The 24,622-nt window shown below is 71.4% G+C and carries 23 protein-coding genes; 8 read left to right on the top strand and 15 right to left on the bottom strand.

Annotated features, from left to right (window positions below; genetic code table 11):
- Positions 1-79 precede the first annotated feature (79 nt).
- Together DAE25_RS10410 and DAE25_RS10415 are read right to left on the bottom strand one after the other, a co-directional pair.
- Entirely contained in the window at positions 80-943 is an 864-nt protein-coding gene (locus tag DAE25_RS10410) for an aldo/keto reductase (RefSeq protein WP_107766356.1), read from the bottom strand.
- Between the two features lie 41 nt (positions 944-984).
- Positions 985-1,890 carry a DICT sensory domain-containing protein gene (locus tag DAE25_RS10415; RefSeq protein WP_107766138.1) on the bottom strand — a complete coding sequence of 302 codons (906 nt, stop codon included), beginning with the start codon at positions 1,888-1,890 and terminating at the stop codon, positions 985-987.
- A 78-nt stretch (positions 1,891-1,968) separates the two neighbouring features.
- On the opposite strand from DAE25_RS10415, the gene DAE25_RS10420 reads away from it, so the two are divergent.
- Both DAE25_RS10420 and DAE25_RS10425 read left to right on the top strand, forming a co-directional pair.
- A complete protein-coding gene (locus tag DAE25_RS10420) occupies positions 1,969-2,214 on the top strand; it encodes a hypothetical protein (RefSeq protein ID WP_056887950.1) in 246 nt (81 codons plus the stop codon).
- The gene (locus DAE25_RS10425; RefSeq protein WP_107766139.1) at positions 2,211-3,122 is read left to right on the top strand and encodes an FHA domain-containing protein; all 912 of its coding nucleotides are present in this window, start codon (positions 2,211-2,213) and stop codon (positions 3,120-3,122) included. The genes DAE25_RS10420 and DAE25_RS10425 overlap by 4 nt, the downstream gene beginning before the upstream one ends.
- A gap of 67 nt (positions 3,123-3,189) precedes the next feature.
- Here DAE25_RS10425 and DAE25_RS10430 read toward each other — a convergent pair whose 3' ends face one another.
- Both DAE25_RS10430 and DAE25_RS10435 read right to left on the bottom strand, forming a co-directional pair.
- Entirely contained in the window at positions 3,190-3,933 is a 744-nt protein-coding gene (locus tag DAE25_RS10430) for a mechanosensitive ion channel family protein (protein WP_107766140.1), read from the bottom strand.
- A gap of 117 nt (positions 3,934-4,050) precedes the next feature.
- Positions 4,051-4,788, bottom strand: a complete 738-nt coding sequence (locus tag DAE25_RS10435; protein WP_107766141.1) for a TetR/AcrR family transcriptional regulator C-terminal domain-containing protein — start codon at positions 4,786-4,788, stop codon at positions 4,051-4,053.
- A gap of 71 nt (positions 4,789-4,859) precedes the next feature.
- Between DAE25_RS10435 and DAE25_RS10440 the strand changes: the two genes are divergently transcribed.
- Entirely contained in the window at positions 4,860-6,311 is a 1,452-nt protein-coding gene (locus DAE25_RS10440; protein ID WP_107766142.1) for a hypothetical protein, read from the top strand.
- A 176-nt stretch (positions 6,312-6,487) separates the two neighbouring features.
- Here the strand turns inward: DAE25_RS10440 and DAE25_RS10445 are convergent, their stop codons facing one another.
- The 3 genes from DAE25_RS10445 to DAE25_RS10455 are packed head-to-tail and all read right to left on the bottom strand — an operon-like array spanning position 6,488 to position 10,439.
- Complete coding sequence (locus tag DAE25_RS10445; protein ID WP_107766143.1) at positions 6,488-7,951, bottom strand: carboxyl transferase domain-containing protein; 1,464 nt, start codon at positions 7,949-7,951, stop codon at positions 6,488-6,490.
- A complete protein-coding gene (locus DAE25_RS10450; protein ID WP_107766357.1) occupies positions 7,948-9,117 on the bottom strand; it encodes a CaiB/BaiF CoA transferase family protein in 1,170 nt (389 codons plus the stop codon). Before DAE25_RS10450 ends, DAE25_RS10445 begins: the two co-directional genes overlap by 4 nt.
- Positions 9,114-10,439, bottom strand: a complete 1,326-nt coding sequence (locus DAE25_RS10455; protein WP_107766144.1) for an SLC13 family permease — start codon at positions 10,437-10,439, stop codon at positions 9,114-9,116. The genes DAE25_RS10450 and DAE25_RS10455 overlap by 4 nt, the downstream gene beginning before the upstream one ends.
- A 113-nt stretch (positions 10,440-10,552) precedes the next feature.
- Between DAE25_RS10455 and DAE25_RS10460 the strand changes: the two genes are divergently transcribed.
- Positions 10,553-11,281, top strand: coding sequence for a FadR/GntR family transcriptional regulator (locus DAE25_RS10460; protein WP_107766145.1), 729 nt, complete (start codon positions 10,553-10,555; stop codon positions 11,279-11,281).
- Positions 11,278-12,039: a sulfite exporter TauE/SafE family protein gene (locus DAE25_RS10465; protein WP_107766146.1), complete on the top strand. Its 762-nt coding sequence runs from the start codon at positions 11,278-11,280 to the stop codon at positions 12,037-12,039. The genes DAE25_RS10460 and DAE25_RS10465 overlap by 4 nt, the downstream gene beginning before the upstream one ends.
- A gap of 59 nt (positions 12,040-12,098) precedes the next feature.
- On the opposite strand, the gene DAE25_RS10470 is transcribed toward DAE25_RS10465, so the two are convergent.
- On the bottom strand, positions 12,099-12,986 hold the full coding sequence (locus DAE25_RS10470) for a hypothetical protein (protein WP_107766147.1): 888 nt from the start codon (positions 12,984-12,986) through the stop codon (positions 12,099-12,101).
- Between the two features lie 202 nt (positions 12,987-13,188).
- On the opposite strand from DAE25_RS10470, the gene DAE25_RS10475 reads away from it, so the two are divergent.
- Positions 13,189-13,665 carry a hypothetical protein gene (locus tag DAE25_RS10475; RefSeq protein WP_107766148.1) on the top strand — a complete coding sequence of 159 codons (477 nt, stop codon included), beginning with the start codon at positions 13,189-13,191 and terminating at the stop codon, positions 13,663-13,665.
- A 9-nt stretch (positions 13,666-13,674) separates the two neighbouring features.
- Here DAE25_RS10475 and DAE25_RS10480 read toward each other — a convergent pair whose 3' ends face one another.
- From DAE25_RS10480 to DAE25_RS10505, 7 genes are read right to left on the bottom strand one after another with little or no spacing between them, the layout of a single operon-like run.
- Complete coding sequence (locus DAE25_RS10480) at positions 13,675-15,168, bottom strand: YfcC family protein (protein ID WP_107766149.1); 1,494 nt, start codon at positions 15,166-15,168, stop codon at positions 13,675-13,677.
- Positions 15,161-16,684, bottom strand: coding sequence for a Na+/H+ antiporter NhaC family protein (locus DAE25_RS10485; RefSeq protein WP_107766150.1), 1,524 nt, complete (start codon positions 16,682-16,684; stop codon positions 15,161-15,163). The genes DAE25_RS10480 and DAE25_RS10485 overlap by 8 nt, the downstream gene beginning before the upstream one ends.
- 7 nt (positions 16,685-16,691) lie before the next feature.
- Positions 16,692-16,835: a hypothetical protein gene (locus tag DAE25_RS23145; RefSeq protein ID WP_159083674.1), complete on the bottom strand. Its 144-nt coding sequence runs from the start codon at positions 16,833-16,835 to the stop codon at positions 16,692-16,694.
- A 10-nt stretch (positions 16,836-16,845) separates the two neighbouring features.
- Positions 16,846-18,126, bottom strand: a complete 1,281-nt coding sequence (locus DAE25_RS10490; RefSeq protein WP_456093765.1) for an arginine deiminase — start codon at positions 18,124-18,126, stop codon at positions 16,846-16,848.
- Positions 18,127-18,136: 10 nt separating this feature from the next.
- On the bottom strand, positions 18,137-19,048 hold the full coding sequence (gene arcC, locus DAE25_RS10495; protein WP_107766152.1) for a carbamate kinase: 912 nt from the start codon (positions 19,046-19,048) through the stop codon (positions 18,137-18,139).
- A 22-nt stretch (positions 19,049-19,070) separates the two neighbouring features.
- Positions 19,071-20,072, bottom strand: coding sequence for an ornithine carbamoyltransferase (argF, locus tag DAE25_RS10500; RefSeq protein WP_107766153.1), 1,002 nt, complete (start codon positions 20,070-20,072; stop codon positions 19,071-19,073).
- 15 nt (positions 20,073-20,087) lie between these two features.
- Positions 20,088-22,850, bottom strand: a complete 2,763-nt coding sequence (locus tag DAE25_RS10505) for a cation-translocating P-type ATPase (RefSeq protein WP_107766154.1) — start codon at positions 22,848-22,850, stop codon at positions 20,088-20,090.
- 265 nt (positions 22,851-23,115) lie between these two features.
- Here DAE25_RS10505 and DAE25_RS10510 point away from each other — a divergent pair, with 265 nt between their 5' ends.
- On the top strand, positions 23,116-23,856 hold the full coding sequence (locus DAE25_RS10510; RefSeq protein ID WP_107766155.1) for a DedA family protein: 741 nt from the start codon (positions 23,116-23,118) through the stop codon (positions 23,854-23,856).
- 118 nt (positions 23,857-23,974) lie between these two features.
- On the top strand, positions 23,975-24,613 hold the full coding sequence (locus tag DAE25_RS10515; RefSeq protein ID WP_107766156.1) for a DUF4203 domain-containing protein: 639 nt from the start codon (positions 23,975-23,977) through the stop codon (positions 24,611-24,613).
- Positions 24,614-24,622: the final 9 nt, after the last annotated feature.

Raw genomic sequence — 24,622 nt, forward strand, 5'->3', positions numbered from 1 at the left:
CATCCGAGCCCCGTCCCCGGACGCACGGACGGCCCGGGCCGACGAGGTCCCGGGCCGTCGTACGACGGGGTGGTGCGTGTCAGCCGTCGAGGCGGGCGAGCTCCTCGGCGGTGAGCTCCAGGTCGGCGGCCGCGGCGGAGTCGCGGACCGACTCGGGACGCTTGGCGCCGGGGATCGGGATGACGCACGGCGACTGCGCCAGCTCCCAGGCGAGCGCGACCTGCTGGGCGCTGACGCCGCGGTCCTGCGCGACCTCGGCGAAGGCCGGGTGCTTGTCGGCGAGGCCCTTGGCGGCGTTGAGACCGCCCAGGGGGCTCCACGGCAGGAAGGCCAGCCCGAGCTCCTCACACACGTCGATCTCCGGGCGGCTGCTGAGGAACTTGGGGCTGAACTGGTTCTGCACGCTCACCAGCGCGTCGCCCAGGACCTTGTGCGCGGCGCGGATCTGGTCGGGGTCGGCGTTGGAGAGGCCGATCGCGGCGACCTTGCCGCTGTCCGCGATCTCCCTGAGCGTGCCGATGACGTCGTCGTAGGACACGTCGGGGTCGGGACGGTGGTGCTGCCACAGCGCGATCTGCTCGACACCGAGGCGCTCGAGGCTGGCGTCGACGGCCGCGCGCAGGTGCTCCGGCGTGCTGTCGGTCGCCCAGTCCCCACTGTCGGTGCGCACGTGCCCGCCCTTGGTCGCGAGCACGACGCGGTCGCGCGCGCCCAGCTCGTCGAGCAGCGAGGCGATGAGGAGCTCGTTCTGGCCCTGCGCCGCCGCACCGTCGTCACCGGGGCCGTAGGCGTCGGCGGTGTCGAAGAGCGTGACGCCGGCGTCCAGCGCCGCGGTGACGGTGTCGAGGAGCTGCTGGCGCGGCTGGGCGCCGGTCTGGTCGAAGGTCATCAGGCCGAGGCCGATGGCCCCGACCCGGTGGGTTCCGAGGGTTCGTGTCTGCATGTCGTCGACAGTACGACGCGCGCGGGCGGCCGCCTCCACCCTCAGGGGCGCCGGGCCCGCAGCGTGCTGCCGTCGGTGTAGGCGACCATCCGGTTGAACACCGCGGTGGCGGCGGACGGCGGGGTGCTCGGCAGGGCCGGGCTCTCCTCGAGCGTGGCCAGCACCCGCGCCGAGGCGAGCGAGCCGGCCGCGGCACCGGCCTGCGCGGTGAGGACGGCGGCGTCGCGGACCACCCGGCCGTCGACGGACCACAGCGCCTCGAAGGGCCGGTCGTCGCCGACGGACCCGTGGCCGGGCAGCTCGAAGGCCACCAGCGCCACCGCGAAGTCGGGCCCCTCGTGGACCACCACCCACTCCCGCAGCAGCGGCGAGTCCGGCGGCAGGGCCACGGTCGCCGGCCGGGACTCGTCGTCGTGGGACTCGAAGTCCGCCATCGCGACCGCGTCCTGCGCGGTCCGGGCGAGGTCCTCCCACCGGCGCCGCGACTGGCCGTAGTAGCGGCCGCGCTGGAAGGTGCCGAGCAGCACGCCGCTCGAGGACTGGGCCACGGCCTCGTCCTCGATCGCCCACGACAGGGCGAGCAGGGTGCGCTTGGTGAGCGTGTACGACGCGAGCCCGGGGTGGCGGCGACCGAGCGCGGCGTAGACCGAGCTGCTCTCCCCGACCTGGCCCGAGCGCAGCGTCGTCGAGATCGCCTCCTCGAGGCGCAGGCCGCGGTCGCGCTCCTCCACCACGCGCTGGACGGCGCGGACGTCCGCGTCGGTGTAGCGGCGGTGGCCGCTGGGCAGCCGGACCGGCTCGGGGAAGCCGAAGCGCTGCTCCCAGGCGCGGATCAGCTGGGTGGAGATCCCGGTGTGCCGGGCCAGCTCGCCGATGGTCAGGAGCGAGTCGTCGGCGGGCGCCGTCTCGGGGGTCTGCCCTTGCGGTGTGGCGACGTTCGTGCCCATACTCACTCCATACCTAAACAGTTTGTCGAAGTTTTGTGTCTAACTTCAGGCAGACCCTACCTCACCCGGAGGCTCACCATGACGCAGGACCAGACTGAATTCCGCGCCGACTCGGTCGTGGACTGGAGCGACCTCGGTCGGGAGATGTGGTCGTTCCTCACGGGACGTCGGGCGGCCATCAACTACCAGTTCGTCGACATGTCGGTCGAGGTGCCGCGCGACACCGGTCCCAAGGCGCCGCGGGCGACCTGGAAGATCGACGGCACGCTGCGCATCTCCACCGACGACGACACCACCCGGGGGCCCTCCCCGGAAGCGGCGTGACCACGCTGCGGACCCGCGTCGAGGCGGACGTCTGCTTCCGGGTCGACACCCCGGGACACCCGCCCGTCACGGGATCGCTCACCGGTCGCGGCAGCGCTCTCACCCTGCGGGTCAGCGACCCGGCCGCCTTCGCCGGCGGCGCCGACGCGGCGGGGCTGCGCCGGATCGCCACCGAGCTGGCCGACCTGGGCATCTCGGTGCAGGTGCGCGACGCCGACGACGTCCCGCTCGTGACCCTCGGCAACGTGCGCTGCCCGTGGTGGCAGCGCCCGTTCACCCGCAGCGCGCACATGCGTGTCGCCGGCATCCGCGGCGTCGTGTCGGCCGGACGGGGCCGGTTGCGCAACGACACCTCCGCGCTCCCCGGCCCGGCACTGCTGCCGCCACCCACCCCGTTCCCCGTCGCGCCGACCTTCCTGCGGCGCCCGGTCCGCCGGGTGACCACGACCCATGACCCCGGCCGCGGCGGCCTGCCGCGCCTCGTCGAACGTCCCGGTCCTGGCATCACCCGCAGCGCCCACCCGGTCCACTGGCTGCAGCAGGACCGCACCACCATCGGGTCCGACCCGTCGTGCGACATCGTGCTGCCCGGCCTGGCCCCGGTGCACGCCCAGGTGGTCCACGACGACGAGGACGAGTTCGTCGTCACCGCCATCGGCGACGCCGAGGTGCGGGTGCACGGGCGCCGCGTCGGCAGCTCGATCCTGCGCTCGTCGAGCCGCATCGAGCTCGGCCCCGGCCCGGCACGCATCCTGGCCTTCCTGCGCGAGGAGTACGCCGACCACGGCCGGCCCCACGGCGGCCGCATCGGCGGTGAGCTGGGCCGCCAGCAGCCGCAGCCGCCCCGCCACCGGCTCCAGCTGGTGGCCGACGACTCCGCGGACGACCCGGAGCCCCCCGACCGCTGACCCCCCGCAGCGGCGACGGCCCCCGCCTCCCGTGCGGGAGACGGGGGCCGATGCGCGCGTCGTAGACTCAGACGTGGTCGTTGACCCGGGCCGCCTGGTGGCGGGCCTGCGTCTCCACCGAGGGAGCGGCGGCCGCGTGCTGCTTGATGCGGGGCGCCTCCTCCTCGGCCTTGGTGAGGTAGCCCTCCCAGCGCTGCTGCATGGGACGGACGAGACCGCCGCCCACGCCCACGATGAGGATGCCGGCCACGGTCGCCAGGATCGCGATGAGGACGGGCAGGGTCACCGTGGTGGCGACGCCGATCTGGTTGAGCGCGGCGACGACACCGAGGAACAGGATGAAGACCGAGGCCACGTTGGCGATGGTCCGCCCGTAGGACAGGCCGCCGAGGGTGCCCTCGATGAGCGTCTTGACCGCCGCGGCGATCGCCGAGGCGACCACGATGATGATGATGGCCACGATCAGGCTGGGGAGGAACGTGATCACGCGCTCGATCAGGTCGCTGATCGCGTTGGGGCCGAAGACGCCGAAGGCGAGCTGCAGCACGAAGAGCATGAGCGTGTAGTAGATGAGCTTGGCGACCACGTCGCTCGCGTCCATCTTCGAGTTGGCCATGGCGCGCTTGACGCCTCCCCGCTCGACGGCGCGGTCGAAGCCGACCCGCTCGAGCACGGCGTTGAGCGCCTTGGAGATGCCCTTGGCGATCAGCAGGCCGACGATGAGGATGATGAGGAACAGGAACAGCTTGGGCAGGAACTCGCTGACGGTGCTGACGCCGTCGCGCAGGCCGTCCCGGAGAGTGTCTTCCATGAGAGTGGTGCCTCCAACAGGGAGTGGGATGAAGCGGTTTACGTTGTAAACCAAGCACACCCCGGGCACACCACCTAGCGGCCTCCGCCCTAGGGGTGGCCGCTCCCGCCGGCGGGCTCAGCCGCCGTCGCCCTCCTGGCGGACCAGCGCCATCCGGTTGAGGAGCTCCTCGAGCGCCTCCTCGAACTCCACCGCCGCCTTGTCCTCCGCGAGCTGGCGGCGCAGCCGGCTCACCATCGGGAAGTCCTCGAGACCGGGCTCCACCGACTCCTCCATGACGTCGAGCGGGCCGAGGTCCGCGCCGAGCGTGGAGACCTCGAGGAGGAGGTGACCGAGGAGGAAGCTGGTGAACGCGCGGTAGGCCGCCACCGCCGCCTCGTCGGAGAAGCCCTCCGACTCCAGGCCGGCCAGGAACGCCTCCACCCACTCCAGGCTGCGCAGCGGCGGACGCAGCCACGGCGCCTCGGGCGGTCGGGACGCGACCAACGGGAAGGCCTTGGGGTGCGCCAGCGCCACGCGCCGTACGCCGTGGGCGAGCCGCTGCACGAAGTCCTGCCAGCCGTCGCTGGGTCGGTCGAGCACCTGGTCGTCCGCCTGCATGCCGGCCACGAGCCGGTCCACCACGCCGTCGAGGAGCTCCTCCTTGCCGGCGACGTAGCGGTAGAGCGCCATCGCCTCGACACCGAGGGCCTGCCCGAGGCGACGCATCGTCAGCCCCGCGAGTCCCTGCTCGTCGATGTAGGAGATCGCGGCGTCGAGGATCCGTCCGCGGTCGAGCGGGACGTGCCGTGACGGAGGTGCCTCGCCGTTGACCAGCGCCGCGTCCGCGTCCTTCACGTCGTCACCTGACGTCATGGGAACTCCTTCCGAGACCCCCACCGTAGCCGCGGGTCCACCCGCACGGTGGCTGGCCCATGATGGGACCCATGACCCATGGAGTCTCCTTCCCCGCCGACGCCGACGGCCGCCGCAGCACCACCCGCGCCGGGCGGGCCGTCGTGGCCGACGCCCTGCGCCCCGTCGACCCGGTCGGGGCCCTCGGCGCCGAGCAGGAGACGGCGTGGCGCAGCGGTTACGTGCTGCACCTCCGCCGGCTCGTGGAGGCGGGCGTCGCCGGGCCGGAGGCCTGGCTCGCGATCGCCGACGCCGGCCTCGACGCCGTACGCCGCACCCTCGTCGTCGCGGCCGACGACGGGTCCGAGGCCCCGCTGTCCTCGCTGGCCACCGCACCCTCCAAGCGGACCCTCGGCACGGTCGAGGTGCTCGGCGAGGGGGAGCCCCAGGTCGAGCTCGTGCTCCCCTACCGCGGGCGTGAGCTGCGCGGTGACGACCTTCGCACCCAGCTCGACGCGTGGGTGGCTTGCGGGGTGATGGAGCCGTCGGTGGCCACGGCCGTCGGACTCGTCATCGACCACCCCGAGTGGCTGCGGCTCGAGGGCCGGACCGTGGCCGTGCTCGGTGCTGGCGCGGAGATGGGCCCGCTCGCCGCGCTGCTCCGCTGGGGCGCGACCGTCGCCGCCGTCGACCTCCCCCGCACGGCACTGTGGGAGCGCGTGCAGCGCACCGCCCGCGCCGGCGCCGGTCGGCTGCTCGTCCCCTTCGACGCGTCGGTTTCCGAGGACGGGTCGTTCGGCGCCGACCTCCTCGCCGAGGTGCCCGAGGTGTCCGACTGGCTGGCTGCGCTCGACGGGCGCCTGGTGCTGGGCAACTACCTCTACGCCGACGGCGGCACCCACGTCCGCGTCGCCGCCGCAGCCGACGCCCTCGCCACCCGGCTCATCGCCGCGCGACCGGACACCGCGCTGGCCTTCCTCGCCACCCCGACCGACGCCTTCGTCGTCCCGCGTGAGGCGGTCGAGCAGTCCACCCGCGCCTACCGCGAGCGCTCCGGTGCGGCCAAGCTGGTCGGCCGGCCGCTGCGCTGGGCCACCCGCGGCCGGCTGCTGCACCGGGCCTACCCGCCCGCCGCCGACCCCGGCATCAGCGACGCGATCGTGCCGGTGCAGGGCCCCAACTACGCGCTGGCCAAGCGCATCCAGCGCTGGCGGGCCGCCGTCGCCCGCCGCGACGGCACCCTGGTGTCCTTCCACGTCGCGCCGTCCACCCGGACCCGCTCGGTCGTCAAGAACCGCGCCCTGGCCGCCGCCTTCGCCGGCGCGCACCGCTTCGGCGTCGAGATCTTCGAGCCGGACACCGCCAACACGCTGATGGCCGCCCTGCTCGTCCACGACCTCAGCACCGACCTGCCGACGCACGACCACCCGTGGCAAGACGAGGCGTACGCCGCGGTGCACGGCGGCCTGTGGCGTGCGGCGTACGAGCCCCGCAGCGCGCTCGGGCTCGCGGCCGCGCTGGGCTACGCCAGCGCTCGCACCTGACCGGGCACCTCCTGACCTGCATGCGAGACAGCGGCCCCTGCGGTCCACCCGGTGGACCTGCTGGGCCGCCATCCGCCCATCCGCCCTCCGGCATCCGCCCGCCGGCTGAGGTGGGTGTGGCTTCGGTGCCACCAGCAGGGGACACCGAAGCCACACTCGAGCCGGAGCAGCAGAGATCAGCGCCGGTCGCGCTCCCCGTCGACCGCCATGCTGACGAGCATCGCCGCGCACTCGGCCGCGACGGCGCGGGCGAGCGAGCGGGCGTCGTCGTCCTCGCGCTCGGGGACGATGCGGTGGACCGTCCCGTTGGCGGCCAGGTCGAGGGCCCGCACCTGCTGACGGGTCGCCATCTCCTCGGCGTGCGTGGTGTCGCCGTGGACGATCACGCTCGCCCCCTCGGGCGGCAGCGGGGAGAGCCAGGCGTGCTGCGCGGCCAGCACGCGGCGGGCGGGCAGCAGCGCGAGCGCGCCGCCTCCGCAGCCCTGGCCGAGCAGGACCGCGAGGGTCGGCACCCGCATCCGGGTCATGGTGGCGATGCAGCGGGCGATCTCGCCGGCCACGGCCCGCTCCTCCGCGGAGACCGACAGCTCGGCGCCCGGGGTGTCGATCACCGTGACGAGCGGGAGGCCGAGCTCCTCGGCGAGGTTCATCGCCCGCCGGGCCTCGCGGAGCGCGGCCGGGCCCATCGCCCGATCGGCGTCCTGGCGGGTCCGGTCCTGGCCGACGAGCACGCACGGCTGGCCGTCGAGCCGGGTGAGCGCCACGATCACCGTCTCGTCGCGCTCCCCCTCGTCGGTGCCGCGCAGGCGCAGGGTGTCGGCGGCGCCGTAGCGCAGGAGGTCGCGCACGCCCGCACGTCCGGGCAGGCGGGTGATCCCGACCGACTCCCACGCGGTGCGCGTGGTGAGGGCGGTGGGGTCGCGGCGCGGGAGCGACGGCGGCTCGGCCGGGTCCAGCAGGACCCGCAGCGAGCGGTCGACCAGCTCGGGCAGGTCCTCGGCCGCCACCACGGCGTCGATGACGCCCTTGGCGGCGAGGTTCTCCGCCTGCTGCACGCCGGTCGGGAACGGTTCGCCGTTGAGCGCCTCGTAGACCTTCGGCCCGAGGAAGCCCACCAGGGCGCCCGGCTCGGCGACGGTCACGTGGCCGAGCGAGCCCCACGAGGCGTAGACGCCACCGGTGGTGGGGTGGCGCAGCTGCACGAGGTAGGGCAGCCCGGCGGCCTTGTGGGCGCCGATCGCCCGGGTGATCTCGACCATCTCGACGAAGGCCGGCGTCCCCTCCTGCATCCGGGTCCCGCCCGACGCCGTGGTCGCCAGGAGCGGCAGGCCCTCGGCGGTCGCGCGGCGTACGGCGGCGGTGATGCGTCCAGCCGCGTCCCGCCCGATGGAGCCGGCGAGGAAGCGGAACTCGTTGGCGACCACCGCCACCGGCCGGCCGCGGACCAGGCCGCGGCCGGTGATGACGGACTCGTCCGTGCCGGCCTTCTTCCGGGCCGCGACGAGCTCGCGCTGGTAGCCCTCGTCGTGCCCCGAGATGTCGATCGGCCGGTCCCAGGACTCCCACGAGCCCTCGTCGAGGACGAGGCCGAGGAGGTCCTCGGCGCCCCAGCGGCGGCGTACCTCCGCGGTGGTGGTCACGACTCCTCCAGCCAGGTGCGCACGGACTCGCCGTGCTGGTCCAGGAGCGGCGGGGCCGCGTGGTCGCGAGGCGTGGTCTCGCCGCCCGCCGCGTCGAAGAAGCGCAGCGGCGGACCCGGCAGGGTCACCCTCCCGAGGGACGCGTGCTCCACGTCGACGAGCAGGCCCTGGCTGCGGGTCTGGTCCCACTCGTAGACCTCGTCGAGGCTGCGCACCTTTCCGGCCGGTACGCCGACCTCGGCGAGGCGGGCGAGCAGGGGCTCGGCGTCCCAGTCGGCGAAGGCCGCCTCGACGACCTCGATGGTGCGCTCGCGCGCCCCGACCCGGTCGCCGTTGGTCTCGAGCCCGGGGGTCGCGGGGTCGATGTCGAACCCGGCGCAGAGCCGCTTCCACAGGCCCTCGCTGCCCACCGCGATCTGGACCGCGCCGTCGCGGCAGCGGAACAGGCCGTACGGCGAGATCGAGGGATGGTGGTTGCCCTGGGCGCGGCCGACCTCGCCGGCCACCGTCCAGCGCGAGCCCTGGAAGGCGTGCACGCCGACGACCGCGGACAGCAGGGACGTGCGCACGACCTGTCCCTTGCCGGTGGTGGACCGCTCGTGCAGCGCGGCGAGGACGCCGTACGCGCCGTACATCCCAGCGAGCAGGTCACCGATCGGTACGCCGACCCGCTGCGGGTCGTCGGGACCGGAGCCGGTGAGCGACATCAGGCCGGCCTCGCCCTGGGCGATCTGGTCGTAGCCGGCGCGCCCGCCCTCCGGGCCGTCGTGCCCGAAGCCGGTGATCGAGAGGACCACGAGCCGCGGATTGCGCTCCATCAGCGCGTCGATGCCCAGGCCGAGCCGCTCGAGGACGCCGGTGCGGAAGTTCTCCACCAGCACGTCGGCCCGGTCCACCAGCCGCAGCAGCATGTCGCGGTCGGCCTCGTCCTTGAGGTCGAGGGCGATGGACTCCTTGTTGCGGTTGGCGGAGAGGAAGTACGTCGACTGGCGGTCGTCCTCCGGCCCGACGAACGGCGGGCCCCAGCCGCGGGTGTCGTCCCCGTGCCCCGGGGCCTCGACCTTGACGATCCGGGCACCGAGGTCGCCCATCATCATCGTGGCGTGCGGTCCGGCGAGGGCACGGGAGAGGTCGACGACGAGGATGCCGGCCAGCGGAGCGGTCACGAGCCCCACCCCGGCAGGACCAGGGCGCCCCACACGAGCAGCGGGCCGACCAGGGTGACGATCACTCCGTAGGTCAGGATCTGCTTGTAGTAGACGGGCTCGCTGATGGAGTCGGGCCGGTTGGCCAGCATGAGCGCGCCGTTGGTCGAGAACGGGCTGACGTCGACGATCGTCGACGACACCGCGAGCGCGGCGACGAAGAGCGCGGCGTTGATGCCGCCGTCGGCGATGAGCGGCACACCGATGGGGATGATCACCGGCAGCAGCGCCGTGGACGAGGCAAAGGCCGAGACGACCCCGCCGACGTAGCAGAGGATCAGCGCGCCGATCGCGGCCGCCCCGAGCCCGGCGGCCCACGTGCCGACGAACTCCGGCGAGCCCGCGGTGGTCAGGATCGTCGCGTAGGTGCTGACACCGGCGACCAGGAGGACCGTGGGCCAGGCGATCTGCTTGACCGCGTCCTTGTGCTCGTTGGGGGCCAGCATCGCCAGGATGACGGCGGCGGTGATGGCGACGAAGCCGATGTTCTTGTCGAAGACGAGGGCGACGAGCGCGACGGCGACGAAGGCCACGAGGGTCAGCAGCTGGTCGTGGCGTACGCCCACGGCCTGGGTGCCGGTCATGGTGGAGGCGCCGGTTCCACGGGCCTGGACCGTGGGACCGCCGCGGTGCAGGTCCTCGTCCAGGGTGTCGGGGTCGTCGGGGTCGATCCGCATCGCCATCAGCTTGCGACCGCCGAGCGCCACGAAGAGGATCGCGGCCATGATCGTGTTGACGATCAGGCTGGCGAGGAAGACGGTGATCTCGCTGGAGGGCAGGCCGGCCTCCTCCATGACGGAGTTGGTGATGACGCCGTAGATGCTGATCGGCGAGAAGCCGCCGGCCTGGGCGCCGTGCACGACGAACATGCCCATCATCAGCGGGCTGATGCCGTAGCGGCCGGCGAAGCCGAGGGCGATCGGGCCGATGATCGCGCAGGCCGCCGGGCTGACGGCGCCGATGCCGGTCAGCACCGCGGTCACCGCGAACATCACCCACGGGATGAGCGCCACCCGACCACCGACGCCCTTGACCGCCGTACGCACGATCAGGTCGACGGTGCCGTTGTTGCGCGCGATGGCGAAGAGGTAGGTCACTCCGATCAGCGTCAGGATCAGGTCACCGCTGACCCCGGCGAGGATCTCCTTCTCGGTCAGGTCCAGGGCGTACATGCCCACGAACCACGCGGCGACGTACGCCAGCGCCCCCATGTTGATGGGCAGCAGCGTGCCCACGACGAACAGGGCGACCAAGGCGAGGATCGCCACCCATTCCGGTCCCATAGGACTCTCCCTCTGTCGGTGATGGCCCGAGGCCATCGACGTGACCGGCGTCACGTACTGGATCAGTGGCCTAGCCAATAGCCCTCTGAGCCATCTGTCAATAGGCTGGGGTCATGTCCGACGCGATCCCGCCTCCGCCACGACGCCCCGAGGCCTCCTTCCCCGCGCCCCTGGCCCGGGTCCGCCTCTACGAGCAGGTGGCCGAGCAGATCTCGACGTGGATCGGCGAGCACGACCTCAAGCCCGGCGACAAGCTGCCGCCCGAGCGCGAGCTCGCGGCCCGGCTCGGCGTCAGCCGCGCCACCCTCAGCCAGGCCCTGGTCGCGCTCGAAGTGATCGGCGCCGTCGCGGTGCGGCACGGCGACGGGACGGTCGTCGCCCAGTCGCCCGGGCCCTCCAGGATCATCGACGCGGTCCGGGCGCACGCCCACCGGCTGCCCGAGATCATCGAGACCCGCGACGCGCTGGAGACCAAGATCGCCAGCCTCGCAGCCGCGCGGCGTACCGAGGCCGATCTCGACCGCATCGAGGACGCCCTGGCCGGCATGGAGGCCGACATCGAGGCCGGGGGTCGGGGGGTCGAGGGCGACGAGACCTTCCACGCCGCGGTGACCGCGGCGTCCCACAGCCTCCTGCTGTCGCGGTTGATGGCCGAGATCGCCGACCTGATCCGGGAGACCCGCATCGAGTCGCTGTCGCAGCCCGACCGGCCGCGGGCCTCCCTCGCCGGGCACCGGGCGATCGCCGACGCGATCCGGGCGGGCGACCCGGAGGGCGCCGCGCGCGCCATGCACGCCCACGTCGAGATGGTGAGCGACGTCGCCGTGCTCCGGCCGCAGTGACCCCGCTCGAGCAGCTCGTCGTGCTGCTGGCCGGGCTGGGCGCCGGGATCCTCACCTCGACGGTCGGGATCGCCTCGCTCCTCAGCTTTCCGGTGCTGGTCGCCGTGGGGCTCCCGCCGGTGGTGGCCAACGCCTCCAACACGGTCGGCCTGACGCCCGGCGCGATCAGCGGGTCGTGGGGCTACCGGTCCGAGCTGCGCGAGCACCCCCGCGTCGCGGCGGTCGTGCTCGCCACCTGTGCCGTCGGCTCGGTGGTCGGGGCGGTGCTGCTCCTCGCGTTGCCGGCGACGGTCTTCGAGAGCGTGGTGCCGTGGTTGATCCTCGGCACCTGCCTGCTCGTGGGCGTCCAGCCGCGACTGTCCGCGCTCCTCCGCTCACGCCGGTCCGAGGGGGCCGACGACCGGCTGCACGTCTCGCCGGTGACGGGCTTCTTCGCGACCATCACCGGGGTGTACGGCGGGTACTTCGGCGCCGGCTCGGGCGTCATGATGCTCGCCGTGCTCGGCCTCGGGACCGACCTGCCGTTCCGGGTGGCCAACGCCCTCAAGACCCTGGCCGTGCTGGCGGCCAACCTCGTCGCCAGCGTCATCTTCGTCTTCGCGGCCGACCTCGACTGGCGTGCCGTGCTGCTCCTCGCCGCCGGCTCGGTCGTGGGCGGGTACGTCGGGGCGCGGGTCGGGCGCCGGTTGCCCCCGACCCTGCTGCGGACCGGCATCGTCCTCGCCGGGCTGGTCGGCGCGGTCCTGCTCTGGAGCTGACTCGGGCGCCCTCGTCGCGGCCTGTTCGCGCCGCGGCTCGGGTCTCGCCCGTCGCCGGGTCAGCGTGCCTCGGGTGGCGCGGTGCCGGGGTCGGCCGGGGTCGGTCGCAACGCCGTCTCGAGGTCGATGATGATCGCGTCCAGGTCCAGTGCCCACGTGTCGTGCGCACCCGGGCCGACGATCCGTTGCATCTGGGCCCGCGCCGCTCGTGAGGCGTCCCGCAACACCCGTGCCCGTGCCCCCCGCGGCTCGTCGGGCGCCGAGGACTCCAGCACGGTCAGCCGGTCCTCGGCGGCGGACACGCGTGCTTGGCTCACGGTCCAACCGCCCGCCACCTCCTCCCGCGAGGCGGCCTGGCGCAGCTCGGGCAGCAGCTCCCGCGCCATCCAGGAGACCTCGGCCTCCTCCGCGGCCAGCTCGTGGTCCCACGCGCTGCGGCGCCGCGACCGCAGCACCAGGGGGATGGCCACGAGGCTCCCGAGGACCAGTGCCGCCACCAGCCACCAGACCCAGGCCGGGACGTCCTCCTCTGCGGGCTCGGCCTCGGGTTCCTGCGCCTCCGGTGACTCCGTGACCGTCTCAGGGGCGGTCTCCGTCGGCGTCTCCGTCGGGGTCGGCTCCGACGTCTGCGTGGGCTCCGGCTCCTCGGTACGGGTCGGCGTCCGGGTCGGCGTCCGGGTCGGGCTGGGCAGCTCGCTGGTGGGCTCCTCCGTGGGCTCCTCCGTCGGCTCCTCGGTGGGCTCGGTCGTCGGCTCCGTCGACGGCTCGGTTGTGGGCTCCGTGGGATCTGTCGTGGTGGGTAGCTCCGCCGTGGGTGTGCGGGTCGGTGAGATCGAGGGCCGCGTGCCGTCCCCGCTGCCGTCCCCGCCGCACGCGGCCAGCAGCAGGGCGAGCAGCAGGAGGCCCGCCACGCGCTTCGCCACCGCGCTGATGCTGCTCGGGCGCATGGCAACCTCCGGTGGTCGGTGGGGACGCCGTTGACGTCGCCGTCCCCATCCTCACCGGCGCCTCGCGCGGTGTGCCTCATCCGGCTCGGGTGATCCGGGCCTCCGTCGAAGCCCTGACCCGAGCGGACTGGTCGGGGGGGTGACATCCGCACCATCACCGTGGACACTGACCGGAATCTGTCGTCCCCGGAAGGAAACGCCTGTGACCGTGAAGACCGATTTCGCCGAGGACGAGTGGACCCGGATCGTGCGGGCACCCTTCGTGGCCGGCCTGGCCATCTCCCTGGCCGACCCCGGCGGCCCGATCGAAGCCGCCAAGGAGACGATGGCGACGATGAAGTCCGCCACCAGTCCTCCGAGCCGCGAGGAGCTGCTGACCGAGGTGGCCCTCGACGTCCAGGCCATGGCGCAGCAGCGGCAGCACCCGCTGAAGGGCTACAAGCCCTCGAGCCAGCCGGCCGGCGAAGCCGTGCTCGAGGAGCTGCGGGAGGTCAAGGCCCTCGTGACGGCCAAGGCGACCCCGGAGGAGACGGCTGCGTTCGGCGCCTGGCTGGTCGTGAGCGCCCAGGCGGCCGCCGAGGCCGCCAAGGAGGGCGGCTTCATGGGCTTCAAGGCCCAGCTGGTCAGCGAGGGCGAGCAGAGCATGCTCGACCGGCTCCGCGAGGTCGTGGGGGGCTGACCCAGCCCCTCAGCCCACCAGCGCTCCCGCGGTCAGGCTCAGCACGCTGAGCAACGCGAGGGACGCCAGGAGGGGCCACACCCACCTCAGGTAGGCGCCGTACGGGACCCGCGCGATGGCCAGGCCACCCATCACGACCGCAGAGGTCGGGATGAAGAGGTTCATGATCCCGGACGCACTCTGGAACGCCGTGACGACGAGCTCGGCCGGCACCTCCGCGAAGCCGGCCAACGGGCTCATGATCGGCATCGCGACCGTGGCGAGCCCGGACGACGAAGGGATCAGGAACGACAGCGGCAGGAACAGCAGGAACATCACGACGGCGAAGCCGGCCTGACCGACGTCACCGAGAGCCTGCTCGGCCCAGTTGAGCACGGTGTCGGTGATCTTCCCGTTGTTCATGATCACGGTGATGCCGCGGGCGATCCCGATGATGAGGGCGACTCCCAGGAGGTCCCGCGCGCCGTCGACGAACGACGTCGTCAGGTCCTCCTCGGACATCCGGCCGATGACACCGATGACGATGCTGAAGAGGATGAAGGACGCGGTCATCTCGGGGAACCACCACCACAGGGTCGGCAGGCCGATGTTCATGTCCTCCCAGGGGATGACGCCGTACATCATCACGAGGAAGGCCAGGCCGAACACCACCAGGATCGTCTTCTGACGTCCGCTGACGACGACCTCGCCCCCCGTGGAGTCGACGCTGAAGTGGCGCGCGTTCTCCTCGCGCATGTTCGCCACGACGGAGTGGGACGGGTCGGCCTTGACCTTGTCGGCGTACCGGAGCACGAAGAAGATCCCCAGCACCAGGCCGACGACGAGCATGATCACGCGCAGCACCAGGCCCTCGCTGATCGACACGTCGGCGAACCCGGACGCGATCCCGGTGGCGAACGGGTTGATCGTCGAGCCGAACGTCCCGATCCCACATCCGAGCAGGACGACCGCGGCACCGGTGAGCGCGTCGTACCCCGCCGCGATCATCACGGCGATGACGAGGGCGTAGAACGCGAGGCTCTCCTCCGCCATGCCGTACGTCGTCCCGCCGAGCGCGAAGACGCACATCAGGATCGGGATCATCCACCGCTCCCGGCCCTTGAGCCGGGCCACCAGTCGGGCGATCCCGGCCTGGATGGCTCCGGTCCGCATGGTCACGCCGAGGAACCCACCGATCACGATGATGAACAGGGCCACGTCGATCGCTCCGAAGAGGGTGCCCGAGTTGTAGTAGTTGATGTTGCCCTTGGCGTTCTCGATGCCGTACAGACCGTTGATCGGAGCCGTGAGCGAGTCGACGAGGATGCGCGCCGGCTGCGACTCGACCGAGTGGTACGTGCCGGGGACCGGGCTCCCGTTCTTGTCGAGGTCGTACACGCCTGCGGGGATCAACCAGGTCGCGACCGCCATCAGCGCGATCAGGGCGAAGAGGATCGTGTACGCCGAGGGGAGCTTGAACCCCTTCTTCGGTGCGGCGCTGGCCGTCGTGCCTGTGTCACTCATCGTTGTCTCCTCCGGTTACTGCCGCAAAGGTGGCTGTCTTCGCCTCGTCCTCCCAGGGCGCTTCCGCCTGGGGCACCTTGAAGCCGAGGTAGCCGTACAGGATGTCGAGCAGGGGGCTGAGCAGGTTGAAGAAGCAGAACGGGAAGTAGGCGGCGGTCGCGACGCCGAGCACTCCCGACATGTAGGCCCCGCAGGTGTTCCACGGCACCAGGACGGACGTGACCGTTCCGGAGTCCTCGACCGCCCGGGACAGCACCTGGGGTGCCAGTCCCCGACGAGCGAACTCCTTGCGGAACATCCGCGCGGGCAGCACGTCGGCGACGTACTGGTCGCCGGCGATCACGTTGAGGCCGACGCCGCTGGCGGTGACCGATGCGATGAGGGAGCCGCGCCGGCGGGTGCGCGAGACGATCGGCTCCAGGATGCGCTGCAGGAAGCCGGCGCGTTCCATCACAGCCGCGAACGACAGCGCGCCGAGGACGAGCCAGATCGTGGTGAGCACGCTGGTCATGCCGCCGCGGGAGAACAGGTCGTCGATCTGGGGCACGCCGGAGTTGCTCACGAAGCCGGTCGCCATCGCCGCGTAACCGGCCTTGACGGCGGTCGCCACGGTGCCCAGGCTCGGGTCGTCGACGAACGCCACCACGGCGTCCCACTGGAGGAACGGGGCGAGCACGGCGGCGAACACTGCAGATCCGAGGATCGACAGGAACGGCGGCATCCGCAGCACCGCCAGCACCACCAGCAAGATCAGCGGCAGCAGGGTGAGGGCGGAGATGTCGAACGCCGAGGCCAGCGCTGCGCGGGCCTCGTCGGTGCTGATCGCGGCGTCGGGATCGGCGGCGCGCCCGAGGAAGAAGAAGGCGACGAGGCTGATCCCGAGTGCCGGTCCCGCTGTCCAGATCATGTTGCGCACGTGCTGCCCGACCGTCAGGCCGCCGCCGACGAGCTGCGGCACCAGGATTGTCGTCTCCGAGAGCGGCGTCATCTTGTCACCGAAGTACGCCCCGCAGATGACCGCTCCGGCCGCGATCGCCTCGTCGAGACCCAGGACGCTGCTCATGCCGACGAAGGCGACGCCCAGGGTCCCGGCCGTCGTCCACGAGCTGCCGGTCACCATGCCCACCACGGCGCACACGACGGCCGCCGTGACGTAGAACCAGCTCGGACTGACGATCCTGACGCCGTAGTCGACGACGGTGGGGATGGTGCCCGCCATGTTCCAGGTGCCGATCAGGGAGCCGACCGCGAGCAGGATGAACACCGCGCTCATCGCCACGGTCACACCACTGACGGCCGCGTCGGCGACCGATGCGACCGTGTGGCCGTTCTTGAAGGCGACCAGGCTGGCGAACGCCGCACTCAGCAGCAGCGCGACCTGGAGGGGGCCGTCCGTCGCGCTCACCCCGAAGAGCACGATCGTCAGGGCGAGCAGGGCGATCAGGACGAAGACCGGCAGCAGGGCGTCCAGGAGGCTGGGAGGCCGCGGGCCGGAACGGGGCGCACGCTTGCGCATGACGACCTCACGGACCCGCGACGGTTGAGGTGGTCCCGAGCGCGCCGACGTCGTCGCCGCGGCGGTGGTCGTCGCCGCGCGCCCAGATGATCATGCACACCACCAGCACGACCGCCACCGCACCGACGGCCCACCGCACCGCGACGCTCATCGTGGCCTCATCACAGCGGGTCCCGCTGCAGGGGGCAGGTCATGCAGTGACCACCACCCCGACCCTTGCCCAGCTCGAAGCCCTCGATGGTGATCACCTCGATGCCGGCGGCCCGCATCTTCTCGATGGTGTAGGTGTTGCGCTCGTAGGCGACGACCACGCCCGGCTCGAGGGCGACGACGTTGTTGCCGTCGTCCCACTGCTCACGCTCCTGCTGGTAGGTGTCGCCACCCGTCTCGATCACCCGCAGGTCGCGCACGCCGAGGGCGTCCGCCACGGTCGACATGAAGCCCTTCTCCTCGGTGACGTGGAACTCCGCGCCGTTGACGCCCGGGCGGAGGCTGATCGCCCGCACCTGGTCCATCACTCGGGGATAGACCGTCACCGCGTCGCGGTCGAGCATGGTGAACACCGTGTCCAGGTGCATGTGGGCGCGGTCCTTCGTCATCACGACCGCCACCACTCGCTCCGCCCCGCCCGTGGCGAAGAGGGAGCGCGCCACCTGCTCGATCATGCGGGCCTGGGAGCGCTCGCTCATGCCGATCAGGACCGTCCCGTTGCCGATCGGCTGCACGTCCCCGCCCTCCAGCGAGGCCTTGCCGAAGTCCAGGGCGTTGAAGCGGTCGTCGTCGCCGAGCTGTGGATACCAGTACTCGAAGTCGCTCGAGGCGAACATCGGGTGGTAGCGGTAGATCGCCGCGACGTTGTACGCCTCCAGGCGCCGCGCCGGCCAGAACATCGGGTTGATCGTCACGCCGCCGTAGATCCAGCACGACGAGTCCCGGGTGAACAACGTGTTCGGGAGCGGCGGCAGCACGAACATGCTCTCGTCGTCGATGGCCGCCGCGATCACGGACCGCGACCGCAGCCGCCCGAGGTCCAGCCCGGACTCCGCGACCGTCAGTCCGCCGATCAGGTGCCGGGCCAGCGTCTCCGGGGCCATCGCCCCCAGGACCGAGCGCACCTCGTCGACCATGGAGATCCCCACCGTGAACTCCGAGGCCGCGAGCCCGATCAGCTTCTCCTTCGCCTCGGCGCTCGCCGCCAGCGTCTCCCCGAGCAGGTCTCGCAGCAGGAAGACCTCGACCTCGCGCTCGCGCATCCTCGCCACGAACTGGTCGTGCTCGTACTGCGCCCGCTCGACCCAGAGCACGTCGTCGAACAACAGCCCGTCGTGGCTGGACGGGGTCAGTCGCTGCAGGCTGAGCTCGGGCCGGTGCACCATCACCTTCCGGAGCCGACCCACCTCGGAGTGAACGCCGAACGTCGTCATCTCTTCTCCATTCGTCATGTCGGGGAGGTCACGAGGCCACCACCTGGGTGCCCGCGTCTCCGGCGACGATCTGCTGGATCTGTGTGAGCGCGCCGATGGCGGCCCGTCCTCCGGTCATCTCCACGAAGCGGCACGCCGCCTCGACCTTCGGTCCCATGGAGCCGGCCGGGAAGTTGTGCTGTCGCAGCTCCGCCACGGTCACCCGGCCCAGTCGCTGCTGCTCCGGGGTCCCCCAGTTTGCATACACCGCGTCGACGTCCGTCGCCATGACGTACAGGTCCGCCGCGACCTCGCGGGCCAGCAGCTCGCTGGCCAGGTCCTTGTCGATAACCGCCTCGACGCCGATGAGCGTGGGCGGGTCGTCGGACGTGAACATCGTCGGCACGCCGCCTCCGCCCGCACAGATCGTCACGACGTCGTGCTCGAGCAACCAGCGGATCGGGTCGATCTCGAAGATGTGCCGCGGCTCGGGCGACGCCACCACCCGACGCCAGCTGTCGCCGTCGGGCTTGAAGACCCAGCCTTTGCCCTTCAGGGCTTCGGCCTCGGCCTCGGTGTAGATCGGCCCGACGAACTTCGTCGGGTCCTGGAAGGCGGGGTCGTCCGGGTCGACCTCCACCATCGTCAGGATCGTCGCCAGGGGCGCGTCGGGGGGCATCGCGTTCCCCAGCTCCTGCTCGAGGACGTACCCGATCATCCCCTCGGTCTGTGCTCCCAGCACGTCGAGCGGGTACGCCTCGACCTCCGTGTAGGCCGCCGCCTGCAGAGCCAGCAGGCCGACCTGGGGGCCGTTGCCGTGGGAGAGCACCAGCTCGTGCTCCGCCGCGACCGAGGCGAGCGCCGGGGCGGCCGACCGCACGTTGACGCGCTGGTTCTCCGCGGTCATCGGTTGCCCGCGCTTGAGGAGGGCATTGCCTCCCAGGGCTACGACCACGCGCATCTTCGTCATCCTGTCGGCCCGCTCAGTCACCGAGCGTGGCGACCATGACGGCCTTGATCGTGTGGAGACGGTTCTCGGCCTGGTCGAAGACGATCGAGTGCTCGGACTCGAACACGTCGTCGGTGACCTCGAGGCCGTCCATCCCGAACTGCTGGAAGATGTCCTCCCCGACCTTGGTCTCCCGGTTGTGGAACGCCGGGAGGCAGTGCATGAACTTGACCCTCGGGTTCCCGGTGCGGGCGATCACGTCCCGGTTCACCTGGTAGGGCGTGAGGAGCCTGATCCGCTCCCCCCAGACGTCCTTGTCCTCACCCATCGACACCCACACGTCGGTGTACAGGAAGTCGACGCCGGACACTCCCTCGTCCACGTCCTCGGTCAGGGTCAGCCGGGCGCCGGTCTCCTCCGCGATCGCTCGGCACGCCTTGACCAGGTCCTCCTGCGGCCACAGGTCGCGGGGAGCGCACAGCCGGACGTCCATGCCGTACTTGCACCCTCCCACCATGAGTGAGTTGCCCATGTTGTTGCGAGCGTCGCCGAGGTAGCAGAAGGCGATGTCGCTCAGGGGCTTCGAGCACTGCTCGGTCATGGTCAGGACGTCAGCGAGGATCTGGGTGGGGTGGAACTCGTCGGTGAGACCGTTCCAGACCGGCACGCCGGCGTACGCCGCCAACGTCTCCACCGTGTCCTGCGAGAAGCCCCGGTACTCGATGCCGTCGAACGTGCGCCCGAGCACCCGCGCGGTGTCCTTCATCGACTCCTTGTGACCGATCTGGGTTCCGCCCGGCGCGAGGTAGGTGGTGCTGGCACCCTGGTCCTTGGACGCGACCTCGAACGCCGTGCGGGTCCGTGTCGAGGTCTTCTCGAAGATGAGGGCGATGTCCTTGCCGGCGAGCTTCGGCTGCTCGTAGCCGGCGTACTTGGCGGCCTTGAGGTCGGCGGAGAGCCTGAGCAGGAACTTCAGCTCGTCAGGGGTGAAGTCGAGCTCCTTGAGGAAGCTGCGGTGACGGAGGTTGAAGGACATCGACGTTCTCCTCGGTTAGGCGGGCACGGTGGACGGGGACAGGTTCTGTGGTTCCGCATCAGGCACGCGGCGGCGGATGACGAGCTTGATCAGCTCCTCGACGACCACGATGGACCCCGCGATCCCGGCGCAGATGCACCACTGGGTGAAGCTCAGCCCGGTCGTGTCGAAGATGCGCTGCAGGAAGTCGAGCGAGGTGATCAGGACGATCGCCAGCAGTGCCAGCGCGTAGCGCCGCAGCTGGGTGACCCCCGGCACGGCGTCGCGGTCGAAGATGGTGTTGCGCTGGTCGCGGGACAGCAGAGCTCCCGCGACGTGGAACAGCGACAGCGCGGTGAGCAGCATCGTCGACGCGACCACCGCACCGTCCATCTCGTCGCCGATCTGGTAGGCGGCGAGCGCACCGATGGTCATCACGGCACCCTGGGCCAACAGCCGGTACCAGTTGTTGCGGGAGAGCACCGGGTCACCGACGGGTCGTGGCGGGCGGGCCATCAGACCGCGCGCCGGCTGGTCGAAGCCGAGCGCGATGGCCAGCGGGATGTCGACGACCATGTTCAACCACAGGATCTGCAGCGGGTTCAGGGGCGCCCCGTTGGCGATGCCGATGATCCCTGCGCCGATGAAGATCGCGATGTAGGCCACGAGCGTCGACATCTGGAAGCGGAGGTACTTCAACAGGTTGTCGTAGAGGGTGCGGCCGAAGGAGACCGCACCGACGATGGTGGCGAAGTTGTCGTCGGTCAGGATCATCACGGCGGCCTCCTTGGAGACCTCCGTGCCGGTGATGCCCATGGCCACGCCGATGTCGGCCGTCTTGAGGGCCGGGGCGTCGTTGACGCCGTCGCCGGTCATCGCGACCACGTTGCCCTTCTCCTTGAGGAGACGGACGAGGCGCACCTTGTCCTCCGGTGCCACCCGCGCGACCACGCCGATGTCGTCGAGCTCGACCAGGAGCTGCTCGTCGCTCATCGCGGCGAACTGCGTGCCGGTGACCGCGCGCCCCTCGATCCCCAGCTCCCGGGCGATCGCTGCCGCCGTCGTCGCGTGGTCACCGGTGATCATCCGGACCTGGATCCCGGCGGAGTGGCATTCGGCTATCGCCACCCTGGCCTCCGGGCGCGGCGGGTCGACGATGCCCACCATCGCCAGCAGGGTGAGCTCCTGCACCTGGTCGATCAGATCGCCACCCGCCGTGATCACCCCCGGGTCGAGGTCCCGCTGCGCCACCACCATGACCCGCTCGCCCGCGTCGGCGATCTGGTCGTTGGCGACGACAGCGAGATGCCGGTTGTCGTCGGTGATCGGGACCAGGCTGCCGTCCGGGTGCCGGATCGTCGTGGCCCTGGCGATGAGGACGTCCGGCGCGCCCTTGACGTAGCAGCGGACGACGGGACGGCCGTCATCGCCGGTCATCTCGTGGAAGGTCGCCATGAACTTGTAGTCGGAGTCGAACGGCACCTCGGCGACCCGGGGGAGCATCCTGCGGGTCTCCTCGATGTCGAGGCCCCCCTTGGCGCCCAGCACGATGAGCGCGCCCTCGGTCGGGTCCCCGATCAGGCTCTCGCCGTCGAGGACGGCGTCCGCGCACAGCACCATGGGCAGCAGGTACGGGTCGAGGTCCAGCCGCTGCCCGCCGACATGGCTGATCTCGCCCACGGTGCTGTAGCCCTCGCCGGAGACCGTGTAGCGGTTCTGGCCGGGGATGACCAGCTCTCGCGCGGTCATCTTGTTGAGGGTGAGGGTCCCGGTCTTGTCCGAGCAGATCGCGGACGTCGAGCCCAGTGTCTCCACGGCCGGCAACCGCTTCACGATGGCGTTGCGCTTGGCGATCTCACGCGTGCCCATCGAGAGCAGCGCGGTCACGACGGCGGGCAGGCCGGTGGGGATCGCAGCCACGGCGAGGGCGACGCCGGTGATGAACAACGTGTCGAACGACTCGCCGCGCGCCAGGCCCAGGAGGACGACCACGACCAGTGCGACGGCAGCGATGGCCGCGATGATCTTCGACAAGGAGTCGAGCTGCTTCTGCAGGGGCGTCTTGCTGGTCTCGGTGTTGGCCAGCATGTCGGCGATATGGCCGATCTCGGTGTCCATGCCGGTGGCGGTGACGATCAGCTCGCCCCGCCCGCGGGTGACCGACGTGTTCATGTACGCCATGCAGGTCCGGTCGCCGAGCGGGACGTCCTCCCCGGGCACGGGCTGGATCGACTTCCCGACGGGGAGGCTCTCGCCGGTCAGCGCTGCTTCCTCGATCTCCAGCGTCGCGGCCAGGCTGACCCGGGCGTCGGCCGGCACGCGGTTGCCCGCCTCGACCAGCACCACGTCGCCGGGCACCAGCTCCTCCGCGTCGATCTCGACCGCCTGACCGTCGCGACGGACCCGCGCGATGGTCTTCATCATCTGTGACAGGGCCTTGACGCTCTCCTCCGCCTTGGACTCCTGGCGGAGCCCGATGACGGCGTTGAAGACCGTGAGGCCCGCCAGGACGACGGTCGTCCCGGTGTCCCCGGTGACGAGCTGGTTGACGAGGGCCGCGCCCAGCAGGATGAGCTGCATGAAGTCGCTGTACTGGCGCAGGAAGGCCCGCCAGCCCGGTTCCTTCTTGCCACCCGCCAACCGGTTCGCGCCGTGCGACTGCAGCCGCGACCTGGCCTCCTCGGCCGAGAGCCCGAGGGCGAGGTCGACCCCGAGCTCGCGCGCCACCTGTGCGACCTCGGCGGCGACCGGGGTGGTCGCTCGCAGGTCTGGGACGTGGGTGAGATCCGGGCTTGCCATCGCCTGCCTCCGGGTCGGTTCGGTGTGACGTCCGCATGATGATGATCACGCTCTGGGTGGGTCCCGCCGCACCCTCGGATTCCGACCGTCGCACTCGGTGGTCACCCCGTGGATCACCCCAATCGGGTGGGATCCCATCGACCCGCCGCGGGTCTGCCGGGCCGTCCCGGACCATGTACCGCGTTCGCTGTGGTGCGAACTCGTTCCGGATGGTTCAGTGGGCCGAGCCCGAGTCCACGGGCCACGTGGAAGGGATCGTGTGCCGATGAGCCACTCCGAGCCGGCGACCGGGCCGGATCGCCACAGACGCGCGTGGATGTGGGCCGCGCTCGTCCTGCTGGTCCTCGTGCTCCTGCTCGTCGCCCTCGTGGCGCTCGCGCCGTTCGAGGGCCGCCCCGCACCGCAGGAGGCGGAGGGTCCCTGGGCGTACCTGACCGTCTTCGCCCTGGTCTTCGGAGACGCGGTCATCCCGATCCTGCCCGGGGAGACGACGCTGAACGCCGCGTCGACCTTGGCCGCGCAGGGATTCCTCGAGCTCGGCTGGGTGATGGTCGCCGGCGCCGCAGGTGCCGTGCTCGGTGACTCCGCGCTGTACTGGATCGCCCGCCGCAACCGCGGCCGGATGGAGCGCCAGCTGACCGCCGCCATGGCCAACGAGAAGGTCGCCACGGCCATGGAGGTGATCGGGTCGTCCGCCGCGTCCCTTCTCGTCTTCGGCCGCTACGTGCCCGGTCTGCGCTTCGTCGTCAACGCGACCCTCGGGCTCGCCGGGCACCCGTACGGCGAGTTCCTGCGGTGGTCCGCGGTGGGCGGCGTCGCGTGGTCGATCTACATCTGCGGGGTCGCGTACGCCGTCGGCACGGCGCTGGTCGACAACCCCCTGGCCGCGGTCATCATCGCCGGCCTGGCCTCCAGCGTGGCGGTCGCGATCGTCTTCGTCGTCGTCGCCCGCCGGGTGCGCCGCATCCACCGAGAGGCCGCGGAGGCGGCCGGGCAGACCGAGTAGCTCCAAAGAGCGTCCCCCGAGAGGTTCCCGGCGTCGGTACGCCGCGCGCCGCGGCGGAGTCACTGTGCATGGTCGTGTCGTCGCGGGCGCCTGGGAGAGTGGGCCCTACATTGCAGTCATGGCCGACATCGTTCTGGGCGTCCTCGCGATCCTCGCCGGAAGCGCCATGCTCGTCGCAGGGCAGTTCGTGCTGCGACTCGTGATCCCCATCTGGGCCTTCTTCGCGGGGTTCGCCTTCGGTGCCGGCATCGTTGCGTCGTTTGCCGACGAGCACTTTCTCGGTACCGTTCTCGGCTGGGCGCTGGGCCTGCTCTTCGCCGTGATCTTTGCCCTCCTCGCCTACATGTTCTACTGGCTCGGCGTCGTCATCACGATGGGCGCGGCCGGTTACGCGATCGGCTCGGGCACCATCCTTGCCTTCGGGTTCGACTGGGACTGGGTGGCCGCCTCGGTGGGCCTGGCACTCGGCATCGCGTTCGGCCTCGTGTCGGCATTCGCGAACGTTCCGATGATCGTGCTCGTCTTCATCGGCTCCGTCGCCGGTGCCGTCGGCGTGACCGGTGGCCTGATGCTCCTGGTCGGCTCGCTGAACTCGTCCGACTTCACCGAGGGCGACTTCACGGACCGCGTTTCGGACAGCACCGGCTGGGCACTGCTGGTGCTGGTGCTCGCGATCGGCGGCATCGCCGTCCAGGTCAGGCAGCGAGCCGTCCTGCGTCAGAGCATCCACGAGACCTGGTACGCCGAAAGCCGCTGACGCGGCCAG

This window comes from Nocardioides terrigena (assembly GCF_003047265.1).
GTDB lineage: Bacteria > Actinomycetota > Actinomycetes > Propionibacteriales > Nocardioidaceae > Nocardioides > Nocardioides terrigena.